Source organism: Blautia sp. AF14-40, from assembly GCF_003479665.1.
Taxonomy (GTDB): Bacteria; Bacillota; Clostridia; order Lachnospirales; family Lachnospiraceae; genus Fusicatenibacter; species Fusicatenibacter saccharivorans.
Map to the genome: position 1 here is coordinate 1 of NZ_QUHK01000014.1, position 12701 is coordinate 12701.

A 12701-nucleotide genomic window follows, 5' to 3' on the forward strand; every position below is an offset into this window, starting at 1 on the left:
ATCAGAAGATCATTTCCATGTATGCCAAAGGAATGACTACCCGGCAGATTTCCGAAACCATCGAAGATATTTATGGCTTTGAAACTTCTGAAAGCTTTATTTCTGATGTGACTGATAAGATCCTGCCACAGATCGAAGACTGGCAGAACCGGCCACTGGACGAGGTCTATCCCATTCTCTACATTGATGCAATCCATTATTCTGTAAGGGATAATGGCGTGATCCGAAAGCTTGCTGCTTACGTGATTCTGGGAATCAACACGGAAGGAAAAAAAGAAGTTTTAACCATCAGTGTTGGCGATAACGAAAGCGCAAAATACTGGCTTTCCATTATGAATGAACTGAAAAATCGTGGTGTCAAAGATGTATTAATCATCTGTGCCGATGGTTTAACCGGAATCAAAGAAGCGATCGCAGCAGCTTTTCCAAAGACGGAATACCAGCGCTGTATTGTACACCAGGTAAGAAACACGTTGAAATATGTCCCGGATAAAGACATAAAAGCCTTCGCTACGGATCTGAAAACCATTTATCAGGCCACAGATGAAAAGAAAGCTCTGGCAGCCTTAGAGCGTGTAACAGAAAAATGGACACCGAAATATCCGAATTCCATGAAGCGCTGGAAGGATAACAGGGACGCAATCTCGCCGATCTTTAAATTTTCAACGACGGTCAGAACGGTGATTTATACTACAAATGCTATTGAATCCCTGAATTCTACCTACCGGAAACTGAATCGCCAGAGAAGCGTATTTCCAAGCGATACAGCTCTATTAAAGGCACTGTATCTTGCCACATTTGAAGCTACGAAGAAATGGACCAGTACGATCCGCAACTGGGCACAGGTGTATGGTGAACTGAGTATTATGTACGAAGGACGCCTCCCAGAGTAACGAATAAACAGGCGAATAAGACGGGCGGAAAACCGCCTGCTCTTGACATGCCATTCAACAACTGTTATATATAAAACAAGGGTGAGAAGCCTGATTTTCAGGCTTGCCACCCTTGCATATCATAGAAGAATCTTATTTACAGACTTTTTCTCACAGTCTCGCAGATCCCCTGCAAAGCTTGAAAACTCTGCAGGGGAACGCATAAATTTTATTTTCCCTATGTAATCATCTCCGGTTTCATCTTTCAAAAACAGGTATATCCGAAACATCCCGCTTTTCATTACGGATATAATCCTGATTATACGGGAATCTGGCAACCTTTGCGCGAACCTTCATCTGGCGGGTTCCCGGCGTTCCCCAGAGTATTTCAAGCTCCGTTCCTTCTTTGGCATATTCTGCGGAAATAAAGGCCAAAGAAATCATGCTGTTATAGGTATAAGAGATGATTTTTCCGCTTGTGATCCCGATCTCCTTATCTGCAGCCAGCACCTTATCTGCCCGGTACTCAAAACCAAACTCTCTGACACAGAAATAGTATTCAAGAGCGGATGGTTTGGTAATATCCTCGCAGGGTTCCTCCCCAGGGCTGAGCATGGTTGCAAAGACTTCTGCCACATCCTTGGCGTTCCATTCCAGGGTTACGCATTTTTTTTGTGGCTTTTCCGACATTTCAAGAAGGGCTTCTTTTCCAATGAAGTCATGATTATATTTAATCAGGAAATCCCATCCCACATCATAGGGAGTAACAAAGCGAGCCTGAAGATCATCCCCCACACTTCCGAGAAGCCTTCGATTGAGATTGAACATGGATAACTGAGGCACTGTGCGCATATATTCTGTCATTTTCTCGCTGGTTTCCAGCCACGGAAGCGGATAGTGAAGATTGATATTCGGGAATCCAGCCTCCGTATGGTTAAACAGGTTATAAGCCTGGAGCCCAAGCTTTCTTGCTCCCAGCTTTTCACCTGCCGCCCATACCAGATTATAGATCTCCGCATAATCCGCCATATCTCCGTGAATTTCATAAGCAAGGTTGCCGGACATGCCAAGCCGGATGATGCGTACCTGTTTTCCGTTTACCTCCTGGATTCTATGTCTGCCGAATTTGATGTCGTGAAGATTGGCCTGGAATGCATTTTCCAGAATCTCTAAGGACTTTTCACCGTCAATCTGGATAAAATATTCCTTTCCGCTCATGTTTTCGCCATGCACATCCAGATCTGATGTATTGACATAATAAGAGATCACCGGATCAAGCCAGTAGGTTCTGTAACGATCTTCTCCGATACGGATTACAACGCCGTCTGTCAGAATCTGACCTTTCTCATTGCACATTACGGCATGGCGTATGCCGTTCATTCCCAGCGTGGTAAAATCATTTGTACAAACCTGTCCCATTAATTTAACGGCATCCGGTCCGTATACATCATAAATGGGGGATGTCATAAGCGCCGTTCCAATCCATGCGCTGGTCTGATATGCCTTGATCTCATCCTCCACACCCGTATAAGCATATGCCGTAATAAAAGATCCCTGTGGGAACAATAAGGTGGCGCCTTCCAGCGCCGGATTCATCATTTCTGCCATTTTTCGTCCTCCTACTGTTTTTAATTATCTGTAGATGTTCTTGTTCCGATTAAATGATTTTCCATATCTTCAAACATTTCTCTTACCGTGATGGGCTTTTGCCCTGTCAGCTTTTCAAAATCATCTGTAAATGTACTCATTTGATTCAGACGGATTGCCCTGCCAAAGGACACCATTCCATCTGAGCAAAATGGAAAGTTCTTCGCCGTGTCCGCCCACATTTCCTCCGTTGTCCTTGGAACGCCGATGGAGTCAAAGAACTCATACATCTCATCATCGTTGATATATTGATATTCCGTCTTTTTACCCGTAACCTCCGAGGCGATTGCCATGTACTGTGCAATTGTCAGAAGCTCGGCTCCATTTATATCAACAATTCGATCTTCCCAATCAGACATTGCCGCACAGGCCGCCGCAAGCGCACAGTCATCCCTCGAAACAAATGCCATTTTCCCATCTCCCATGTTATTGCGGATGATGCCGTTTGTATTTTCAACTGCTTCCACAAATGTGGAGACCATTGCTTCCGCATATTGGGAATCCCGAAGAATCAAATAATGGATGGGCTGTTTTTTGATATACCTTTCGGTCCATACATGATCGTTTACTTCGTAAGCATTGATATCCTCATGTCCGGCTCCTACAATCGATGTATAAACCAGTTTGTTTACACCTGCCGCCACAGCCGCATCAATTGCAATTTTATGTGCCGCTCTTCTTTTCGGTCCAACGAATGGCATGGAGATCAGAATAACTGTATCCGCATCTTTAAATGCTTCCGTCAGTTTTTCCGCATTGTTAAAATCGGCAATTCTGGTTTCAATGCCCATTTCCTGGTATTTTTCAAGACCATTTTTTGTTGGAGCCGTAAAAATCAAAGCTTCATGAGGATATTTTTCCAGCAATACACGGGCTGATCTGCTTCCAAAATTTCCGTCTACTCCATTTAACAATATCTTTTTCATAAAAAATAATCCTTTCAATTATATAGTTATAATATTAAAAAATCGATACCCCTTTATAGGATACTCCCTCAGCTCTTTTTATTGCCTCCTTCCTTTTGTCTGAATTATATTATCTCCTCTCTAACTGTCGGCGCCTGAACAGTGTTTCCTATATATTCATAGTAAAGCAGTTGCCATCTCCCGTCATCAGTTATATAATTCATTTATACCGTCTTTTTTCGTCAAAAATAACCAAAGGAGTTTTTTGCAATGAAATCTATGAGCATTTCTGTCATCCTTGACTGGATTCCTGATAAATACAGGATTTTTTATAAATCTACGGGCTTAGATCAATTATTCCGGCATGCCCGCATGCTTGATGATTCCATGGAAATAATCGATAATGATTTTCTGTATTTAACACAAGAGAGCTCTTTCCTTGATAGGGAATGGGATATACGTAAGCCCCGGTTCCTGATTTTCTGTACCAAAACCGGATCAAAGGAGGGACAGATAAACCCTTCCTGGATGGAGCATGCCGCCATCTTATATACGGACGAGCCTTTTCATAAGGTATTCCATGAGTTTCTGGATATTTTTGATAAGTACTATGCCTGGTATGAGCAATGCCTAAAGATAATTATCGAAAACAAAGACGTTTCAGATCTGCTTGATTATGCGGCCACCTTTCTTTGCAACCCGATTGCCCTTTTTTCTCCAACCGGAAAGCTGCTGCATTATACCGGGAAATTTCAGGAAAAAATCGAGGGAACTCTCTGGGACGAGGTTATCAATTTCGGCTTTACACCGACAGAATCCATATATCCTGACGAACACCAGAGAGTTATGCAGGAAATTCACAGCGGAAACCGCTTAATCTCCAGCGTCTTTCGTCAGGATCCATCCCATCACTCTCTGACCGCTCCGCTTTATTTTGAGGGAAAAAACTTTGGAGCATTCGGTACGACAGATATGAACGGTCCCTTTACGGAAGCACAAAAGGCTTTGTTATTAGAAGTCGTTCATTTTACAGAGCTTGCTATGAATCACCAGATTCAGGCTTTTCTTTTGCAGGATGAAGAAAACTATTATGTTATACGGCTTTTACAGGGATATCCGGCAGATGAGCTTTCTACCTCTTATTATCTCCAAGCCAGAAATTATACGAACGAGGATATTTGGTATCTTTATCAATTTTCCCTTCTGGAATCTGACATCTCGGATACCCGTCAGTCTGCCTATATTCATCAGATAAAAAATATTCTGCCTCATGGAGTTGTCCTCTATTTTGAACATTCTATTGTTGCGGTTTGCCGCAGGCGGGATTTTGATCCTGATTATGAAAAATCATACGCCGCACTGGAGGATTTGCTAAAACGGCTTTCCCTTAAGGTCTATATAAGCACTCGTTTTTATAGATTCACGGAGCTTTCCATGGCATATGGACAATGCAGGCTTATGAAATCTTACCCTTTGGAGCCTCAAAAACATATTCAAAGGTTTGATGAAGCCTTTCTACATGTTTTATATGGTGTCCTTAAGGAAAAAAACTCCTTGCCGGGCTTCTGCCATCCAGCTGTTTTATCCCTGTGGCAAAGCCATATGGAGCAGGATCTCACGCTCATTCATAATTTAAAATGCTATCTTATCAACGGAAGAAATATAGCGGAGACTGCCCGGACGCTTCATCTTCATAGAAACACCTTGATCTACCGGCTACGAAAAATCGAAGACCTGCTCCATATTTCACTGGATTACCTGGATGAAAATATGCTTCTCTATTTATTAATATCCTGCTTCATCTGCGAAACACTCTAATTTGGACATCCTCCTATGCTTGAAATTTGGCTTGCGACAGCAATTTCATTGCAACATAGGAAGATTTTCATTTATTTTGTGATTCTTACTTTTGATTGTTTCCGAACTGAGGGAGTAACAGCCCACAGAGGAACATAATTACCATACATATGGATGCAAGCATAAACAACAAACTATAATTATCTCCCGCAATCGGTGTTAAGATATAAGTTGGAATCAAAACAGCTCCAAGAAGCTGTAATGTAGAGATGACACCCGCCGCACTTCCTGCATATTTAGTTCCAAGTCCTTCTAACAAAACCGGTGCGGAAAGGAAAATAGGCCTTGACGCTCCAAGCATAATTCCAGTATAAAGAACCAGTATGTGTAAAACGAATATGGACGGAAATCTCTAACACATAATAATTCCGGCAAAACTCAACACGGCAGCTCCTGATACAAACACTTTAACATTTTTGATTTTAGAGAATACAATGGGACCTGTAATAGAACCAATACAATTTCCCAATGTCAACATAGATGCAATCGTACCACATACTTTCAAATCTATTCCATACATAGTCTGCAATGCCATCGGCATAAAAGTGGATAAAGTTACCGTACTGCCAAGAGCCATCATAATGCAAATAGAAACCAGCCATATACCTTTATTAGAAAGTACTACCTTAAGAGAATCCCCAATGGAAGGTTGATTTTCCTGATCTATCTTCTCCCTTTCTTCCATTGTATCCTCTGGCTTATCTTTCACAAAAAACAACCATAAAACAAATACACTAATACAGAATATTGCTGATACAATAAAAGCAGATGTCCTGCTATCAAACAAAACTGCCGTCGTTGCTGTCGCAAAGGCTCCCGGAAGTTGTCCGCAAAATGCAAATATACCCATCAAAATTCCTAGCTTTTCCTGCTCAAACCAACTTGCAGTAATCTTGGATGCATTAATATTGACAAACATATTGGAGAAACCGGTTAATGCCATGCAAAGAAAAAATGGCATATCCATACTAAATCGTGATCGACGTGAATCAGCACCGCCAGATTGATGCATGTCCCATTCGGTCTGCGATTGCTAATCCCATAAATCCCATATTAATCAATAACGATACATGGGAATGCCGTTACGGTATAATAACGACAAACAGAAAAAGCCTTTATTTTCAAGGGGTTTGAGCGTTTGTCGTCTTTTATTCAATTCCTTTTCCAAGTTGAAAATTGACGAAAACTATAAAGAAAAAAGGAGGCTGTTTTATTAACGACAAAATTTAATAGTGCCAGCGGTCCGGCTTTATGTCTGACCGCTGGTTGCCGTGGGCGTTTCACTTTTATAGGTGGACGCCCTTTTTTCATACTCATTTTCGAGAGAAAGGAGATCCACATGGAATTAAACGAAATGGAAAAAAAGCTGCTCTTTCAAGTGGAGGGCGATTATCAGACAAAGATCCTGAATGAACTTTATATGACCGTGCGGTATTCAAATAATTCCGAACAGCGGGAGGCGGCAGAAGGTCTTATGGCAAAACTTCGTGTTCTGTCAAATGCAGAGTGCATGGACTTGGTAAAAGATATTCAGAAGAATTACCGTCTGCCCTATCCAGCCCGGACGATTGGAGAAAAGATCGCCGAGGCCAGACAACAATCAGGGGCAGAAAAATTGAAGGGGCATGACATCATGGCACTTGAACGCTTTGATCCAGAAGTAAAGCACATGATCGTCTTTGATGTATTGTCTTACGATTCCCCTGTTGGCGACAAAGGCGATAAGATGCGCTTGTTCCTTACAGATGCCGGCTATCAGAAATTTTTAGAGAGCCAGGAACGGGGCGAAGTGAAACTGAAAAACCATGCGAAGGTCTCTGACGGTCATCTCCATTATGACCGCAGGGATCATGCCTTGTAACGGAATAGTCGAAGAAAGGAGGCGATACAATGGCAGTATTCCGTGTAGAGAAAACAAAGGACTTTACGATAATGAGCAATCACCATCTGCGCAATACGGAGTTGTCCTTAAAGGCAAAGGGGCTTTTATCACTTATGTTGTCGCTGCCGGAAGATTGGGATTATACCACGAAGGGACTCGCCCATATCTGCAAGGACGGTGTGGATTCTATCACTACTGCCCTGAAGGAACTGGAGCGGCATGGTTATCTCACCAGACAGCGCCTCCGCTATGATAACGGGCAGTTGGGAGACATTGAATATACGATCCATGAGCAGCCTGTAAGTACCGAAAACATAGGGCTTTCACCTAAACGGGAAAATCCAAGACAGGTAAAACCTGAACAGGCAAAACCTAAACAGGCGGAACCTGAACAGGAAAATCCGGCACAATTAAATACTAATCCATTAAAAACAAAAAAATCAAAAAAAGATAAATCAATAACTTATCCATCAATCTATCCGGCAGAGCCGGAAGCGGCGAACCGCACGGATGGGATGGATCGGATAGAGCTGATAGAAGCATATCGTGAAATCATCAAAGAAAATATCGAATATGACTTACTGGTCTTACGGTATGGCAGGGAACGTCTGGACGAAACCCTTGAACTTATGCTTGAAGTGATTTTGTCGAAACGCCCTTACATACGCATCGCCGGAGATGATTTTCCGCGGGAGATCGTCAAGAGCCGGTTCCTGAAGATCAATTCCGGTCACTTAGAGTATGTCTTTGACTGTATCGACAAGAACACGACGAAGGTCGGAAATATCAAAGCATATCTGCTGGCGGCGCTGTATAATGCCCCGGCTACAATGGACAGCTATTACCGTGCCGAGGTCAATCACGATCTGTACGGCTGTTAGGCACCTTTGGGTGTCTTTTTTCATTCCATCACAGGAAGGAGGCAAAGCACGATGAAAAGAATCACTGTGCCGGTACAATGCCCGGCGTAACCAAAGAACAGATTCAGGCAGCGCGGGAAGCTGATCTGTTTACTTACCTGCAGTTCCATGAACCCGGTGTGCTGAAACGGGATGGACCTAATTTCCGGCATAAGGAACATGACAGTCTGGTATATGTGACCGGGAAAAGGTACTGGTACTGGAACAGCCGTGGACGGAGTATCAATGCGCTGGACTACCTGATCCAGATTCGGGGATATGGTCTTGTGGATGCGGTTCATGCTCTGGTAGGTGGCGAAATCCGACATACACCGGCTTACCGAAGTACGGCAGAAATACAGGTATCAAAAGAACCGGAAAAGAAAGCATTCTCTCTCCCCTGGGCCAGACGTTGCGCGACCGCTGCGGTCTCCTATTTGCAGAAACGGGGGATCAGCTCAGAAGTCATTCGCCAGTGTTTACAAGCCGGGATTTTTTACGAAGCCCGGTATCATGGAGAACCGGTTTGTGTATTTGTAGGGAAAGATGATTCCGGGAAAGCGAAGTTCGCCTGTATGCGCAGTATCGGCGGCAATCTCAAAAAGGATGTCTATGGCAGCGACAAAGGATATAACTTTTGTTATCCCCCGCAAAGTCCGGGTAGCCGGCATGTGGCAGTCTTTGAAGCTCCTATTGATGCGCTTTCCCATGCAACGCTTCAAGAGCTGGAGGGATGGAAATGGAATGGTTACCGCTTGTCTTTGGGAGGTACTTCCCATGTGGCGCTGACTTCTTTTCTGGAACGCCACCCGGAGATCCGGCGTGTTACCCTTTATATGGACCACGATCTTGCCGGATTTGTCAATGCCCGGAAAATCAAGACCATGCTCCACGAGGATAAACGTTTCCGTCATATCCGGGTAAGTGTCAACCCTCCCCGGATGGGAAAAGATTACAATGAAAAATTGCTGGAGGTTCGGGAACAACTGCAAACCAGCCAGCACCAACGCCGCCCAAAAGAGGCGGCTGTTTCAATTTAGGGAGGATTTCAACATGAATGGATCTCAACATATCTGCTTTACAGACAGCGCCGGAAAAGCGCTGTTTTCCATTCCCGACAATGGTTTACTCTGCCTGTTCTATGGAAACGGGGACAGGCACTTTGCTGTTTGTCATCGTCTGGATGACACCCATGCAGAAATTGACGGGGTAAATTATTCGTTGCCGGATTTTGCCAAAAGGATGAAACACAACCAGATCAGCTTTGCCCCGGCATAAGGCTGGAAAACAAATAACAGGAGGATTTGAAAATGAAAAAAATTGAAAATACCGCTTTGCAGATGATTGCCGAGGCTTCCCGGTGTCCAGACTACGGCCCCGATATGGTTAAATCGCTGATGAAAAAGCTGGACATGAACGAAAAGGGCTTTGCGCTTTTGATGAATGTTGCCCCATCCACAGTGCGTCTTTGGACTAGCGGAGCTGCACAGCCTTGCGGCACAGCAAAACGCCTCATGCAGATTTATGAAACCGGTCCGGAGATTGTCGGCAAGATTGCCGGCGGGCAGCTACCGGCAGATGGGAGGGATTGATTAAATGGCGGGGACAGATAGCCAGCCGTTTGCGGAAAATGAGCAGGTCAAAGAGCTGCTTCACATGAAAGGAGGAATTTGATTGGATCAGGAACCACTACCGCAGATTCATTTGATCCGCGATACAGACTTATCCGTCTTTGCGTATGAGCTCCATATTTTTGCCGGAGATTTTCTCAGGGAATGCGAATTCAATATGCGTTCTCTGGCGACAAATGCCGGGGCTGATTCCATTGCCATCATGGGGAAAAATCACATGTGGCTTTCCGACGCTTTGTTTGCTTATTGTTCTACGGCAGATCTTCATCAAATGATCTTAACAACGGAGTTTATCGGAGCGAGGGCTTTCCTGTTTCATACGGATCGCAGAGAGGGCGGTCACTTGTACGGAGATGTCCTGATGATGGATTTAGACACGCTGCGGCAGGATATAAAACGAAATATCCTCTATCCCTGCGGCGTCAATATCGAACGCAAAGATGGTTCAGTGGCTACGGTCAGCCTGAAAGAATGGACTGGAATGGAGCTTTACGAAAAAGATGCTCTGAAAAGCTGGGGATTTTCTTATGCCCCGAATCAAGTTACGGAATGGCAGTACCACTATTCCACGATGTTCAGACAGTGGATGGATCAGGCATTTCGTTATATGCCCCAGGATTTAGAAGAACGCCTGAATATGCAATATATGGAGGTAGCCCAGAACCCGGATATGGATAAGTACCGCATACCACAGGGAACGGCAAAGCAGATGCTTCTTTATGACGAAGCCCCTGTGTATCGCCTTCTTCCATCCGGTTCGGAGAAAATTGCGCCCATCGCGGCAATCTCTACGGGCCTGTGGTATGAAAATTACCGGGAGTTTGCCATTGCACCGGAGGATTTAGGCGCTCTGGACAAACTGATCCGCAGGGAAACTGACCGGCTCACAGGAAACCTCCCACAACTTCACAAAAACGAAGAACGTCGCCCTGCCCCGGAGCGATAAGAATTTTACACTGACTGGAGGTGATGAAGATTGGCAGGAGTGCATGAAGATTTCGGCGAAAAGATCGGCGGTGCTAAAAAAGATCTGTGGAAAGACCGCGGGCTGTATGCAGATGATCTGGAAGCCATGAATGAGCGCGAAGCCGAAAAATTTGTGAAAAAGGATAATGTCTGGAAAAAGCCGGACTATGCAGCCATACTGGAGGAAGGGATTCCTCTTGGCGTGGTCTATTTTATCAAAAAAGCGAGGGACGGCTTAAACGCTTCCCCTCAGTATTACCGCACGGATGACACCCCGGAAAAACGGACCGCGAGACAAAAGGAATATATAAAAACAGTTCGGGAATTGCAGGCAGTGCTTTCAGATGTCCGTACTGCGGAGGATGCTGTGAGAGCCTATGACCGCTTTTTCGTTGACAATGGATATTTAGAAAAGGTACAGGGCTGGGGAAGCGGAATCCATTACCGGGCAACGAAAAAGGGACAGGACAATCCCGTGATCACAAACAAATTGTCCAATACCATGCTGATCCGCTCGGCTGAATATTTTGAGCGCAACTTTACTCAGAAAGCAAAAAAGGAACAGTTTTGTGTTTCCAAAGAGCAGAAAATACCGAAAGGTTATGCGATTCACTTCAACGACGGGAAACATACCTATTCTAAAAATGAGGACTGGAAGCCCGGTACCTACTATGTGACAAAAGGCTATTCGATCCTGCGGACCAATTTTGAGACCAAAGAAGCTGCCCTGAAATGGGTGCAGGAACTTGCCAAAGGCAGGAACAAAAATGGGAAGATCCGGTTTGTCCCTCCCCAGCTCGCCCATGTCAAACGTACCGGCCCGGATTATCGGAATGGCGTGGAGATCACCGGACAGCATTATCTTGATACATTTGGGTTCCGCGGCGGCGAGTTTGGAAACTGGATGAACCAGAACGACCGTCAGACCTCCCTTAACATGGGATTTGAAGCACTAAAGGATTTGGCGTCAGCCCTTAAGATCAGCGATAAAGATATTGCTTATCAGGGAACACTTGCTATCGCTTTTGGTGCAAGAGGCAGTGGCAATGCTGCAGCTCATTATGAACCTTTGCGTACAGTCATCAATCTTACAAAAATGCACGGGGCCGGTTCCCTGGCACATGAATGGTGGCATGGACTTGACGATTATCTTGGTACAAAGATGGGAGCAAAAGGGATGCTGTCAGAACAGCCCCGCCTCTATGCGCCGTTCCAAAAACTCATTGACACCATGAAGTATAAACCGGAAACACCGGAACAGGCAGCAAAGCGCACGGAAGCACAAACAGAACGCACCCGGAAAAATGCGGCAAGCTGGCTGGATTCCTCGGTTCTTGCCTCCCTGAAACGGTATGGCAATGAGGAACAGATGGAAACCTACGCAGTCTTGCGGGAAGCATTTTTGTCCGGCGAACCCGGCTCTGTGGAACAGATCAGCGCATTTAAGAAGAATGTTACCGGCCGGGTAATTCCCAAAAGTGAACGGGAACGGCTGGAAATTTTTGAGCGTATGCTTTCCGGGATGCAGGCGCAGGAAGCTCCGCAGATTGGACGGACGGAAACTGATTTTTACCGTAATTCGGTACGCATGGGAAAAGAATGTGAAAAAGACGGCGGTTATTGGGACAGCAATGTGGAAATGACAGCCAGAGCCTTTGCCTGTTATATCAAGGACAAACTGCCCTACACATCGGATTATCTGGCAGGCCATGCCGACTGTGCCCTTACCCTGGTTTCCGGTAAAGACGGAGAAATGGAGGTATTGAAAGCCTTCCCTGTGGGGGAAGAACGCCGTGCAATCAACGCTGTTTTTGACGAGATCATTCAGGATTTGAAACGGGAACAGCTATTGACCCATGCCGATGTAACGCTTCCCCTCTCTGTTTCTGAACTTCGTGAGGCGGCGGACGGGCAGCTATCCATGTTCGGCGTCGGCCGTCCTTCCGTGATGGATCAGCTTGCGGCAAACAGGCCGGCAGATAAAAAATCACCGGCACAGACGTTTTCCAGAAAAAACCACGAGCCGGAAATATAGCAGGAGG

General features: G+C 45.0%; 12 protein-coding genes. 9 read left to right on the forward strand and 3 right to left on the reverse strand.

Annotated features, from left to right (window positions below; translation table 11 throughout):
* The coding region (locus tag DWW13_RS10960) for an IS256 family transposase (protein WP_118720091.1) at positions 1–893 on the forward strand (893 nt) is incomplete at its 5' end.
* A 237-nt stretch (positions 894–1130) separates the two neighbouring features.
* On the opposite strand, the gene DWW13_RS10965 is transcribed toward DWW13_RS10960, so the two are convergent.
* Positions 1131–2480, reverse strand: a complete 1350-nt coding sequence (locus DWW13_RS10965; protein WP_118720093.1) for an aminomethyltransferase family protein — start codon at positions 2478–2480, stop codon at positions 1131–1133.
* Positions 2481–2500: 20 nt separating this feature from the next.
* Complete coding sequence (locus DWW13_RS10970) at positions 2501–3445, reverse strand: NmrA family NAD(P)-binding protein (protein WP_118720095.1); 945 nt, start codon at positions 3443–3445, stop codon at positions 2501–2503.
* 249 nt (positions 3446–3694) lie between these two features.
* Here DWW13_RS10970 and DWW13_RS10975 point away from each other — a divergent pair, with 249 nt between their 5' ends.
* Positions 3695–5242: a PucR family transcriptional regulator gene (locus tag DWW13_RS10975; protein ID WP_118720097.1), complete on the forward strand. Its 1548-nt coding sequence runs from the start codon at positions 3695–3697 to the stop codon at positions 5240–5242.
* A gap of 391 nt (positions 5243–5633) precedes the next feature.
* On the opposite strand, the gene DWW13_RS10980 is transcribed toward DWW13_RS10975, so the two are convergent.
* Positions 5634–6248, reverse strand: coding sequence for an MFS transporter (locus DWW13_RS10980; RefSeq protein WP_158579768.1), 615 nt, complete (start codon positions 6246–6248; stop codon positions 5634–5636).
* Positions 6249–6620: 372 nt separating this feature from the next.
* On the opposite strand from DWW13_RS10980, the gene DWW13_RS10985 reads away from it, so the two are divergent.
* From DWW13_RS10985 to DWW13_RS11015, 7 genes are all read left to right on the forward strand, one after another.
* Positions 6621–7142: a DUF5720 family protein gene (locus tag DWW13_RS10985; protein WP_005361050.1), complete on the forward strand. Its 522-nt coding sequence runs from the start codon at positions 6621–6623 to the stop codon at positions 7140–7142.
* A 29-nt stretch (positions 7143–7171) separates the two neighbouring features.
* On the forward strand, positions 7172–8044 hold the full coding sequence (locus DWW13_RS10990; protein WP_118399281.1) for a DUF6017 domain-containing protein: 873 nt from the start codon (positions 7172–7174) through the stop codon (positions 8042–8044).
* A 77-nt stretch (positions 8045–8121) separates the two neighbouring features.
* The gene (locus DWW13_RS10995) at positions 8122–9102 is read left to right on the forward strand and encodes a DUF3991 domain-containing protein (RefSeq protein ID WP_117514325.1); all 981 of its coding nucleotides are present in this window, start codon (positions 8122–8124) and stop codon (positions 9100–9102) included.
* 13 nt (positions 9103–9115) lie between these two features.
* Positions 9116–9340, forward strand: coding sequence for a hypothetical protein (locus DWW13_RS11000; RefSeq protein ID WP_055156485.1), 225 nt, complete (start codon positions 9116–9118; stop codon positions 9338–9340).
* Between the two features lie 32 nt (positions 9341–9372).
* Positions 9373–9654, forward strand: a complete 282-nt coding sequence (locus DWW13_RS11005) for a helix-turn-helix domain-containing protein (RefSeq protein WP_005361060.1) — start codon at positions 9373–9375, stop codon at positions 9652–9654.
* Between the two features lie 82 nt (positions 9655–9736).
* Positions 9737–10639 carry a hypothetical protein gene (locus DWW13_RS11010; RefSeq protein WP_118720101.1) on the forward strand — a complete coding sequence of 301 codons (903 nt, stop codon included), beginning with the start codon at positions 9737–9739 and terminating at the stop codon, positions 10637–10639.
* Between the two features lie 126 nt (positions 10640–10765).
* Positions 10766–12694 (forward strand): LPD1 domain-containing protein, encoded by a 1929-nt coding sequence (locus DWW13_RS11015; protein WP_240576870.1) that lies wholly within the window; start codon positions 10766–10768, stop codon positions 12692–12694.
* The last annotated feature ends 7 nt before the right edge of the window (positions 12695–12701 follow it).

What these genes read in the sequence shown, in the direction of transcription:
- DWW13_RS10990 (WP_118399281.1), top strand. Translation starts at nt 7,172, where the DNA reads ATGGCAGTATTCCGTGTAGAGAAAACAAAGGACTTTACGATAATGAGC.
- DWW13_RS10985 (WP_005361050.1), top strand. Translation starts at nt 6,621, where the DNA reads ATGGAATTAAACGAAATGGAAAAAAAGCTGCTCTTTCAAGTGGAGGGC.
- DWW13_RS10970 (WP_118720095.1), bottom strand. Translation starts at nt 3,445, where the DNA reads ATGAAAAAGATATTGTTAAATGGAGTAGACGGAAATTTTGGAAGCAGA.
- DWW13_RS11005 (WP_005361060.1), top strand. Translation starts at nt 9,373, where the DNA reads ATGAAAAAAATTGAAAATACCGCTTTGCAGATGATTGCCGAGGCTTCC.
- DWW13_RS10975 (WP_118720097.1), top strand. Translation starts at nt 3,695, where the DNA reads ATGAAATCTATGAGCATTTCTGTCATCCTTGACTGGATTCCTGATAAA.
- DWW13_RS11015 (WP_240576870.1), top strand. Translation starts at nt 10,766, where the DNA reads ATGAATGAGCGCGAAGCCGAAAAATTTGTGAAAAAGGATAATGTCTGG.
- DWW13_RS10995 (WP_117514325.1), top strand. Translation starts at nt 8,122, where the DNA reads ATGCCCGGCGTAACCAAAGAACAGATTCAGGCAGCGCGGGAAGCTGAT.
- DWW13_RS10965 (WP_118720093.1), bottom strand. Translation starts at nt 2,480, where the DNA reads ATGGCAGAAATGATGAATCCGGCGCTGGAAGGCGCCACCTTATTGTTC.
- DWW13_RS11000 (WP_055156485.1), top strand. Translation starts at nt 9,116, where the DNA reads ATGAATGGATCTCAACATATCTGCTTTACAGACAGCGCCGGAAAAGCG.
- DWW13_RS10980 (WP_158579768.1), bottom strand. Translation starts at nt 6,248, where the DNA reads ATGGATATGCCATTTTTTCTTTGCATGGCATTAACCGGTTTCTCCAAT.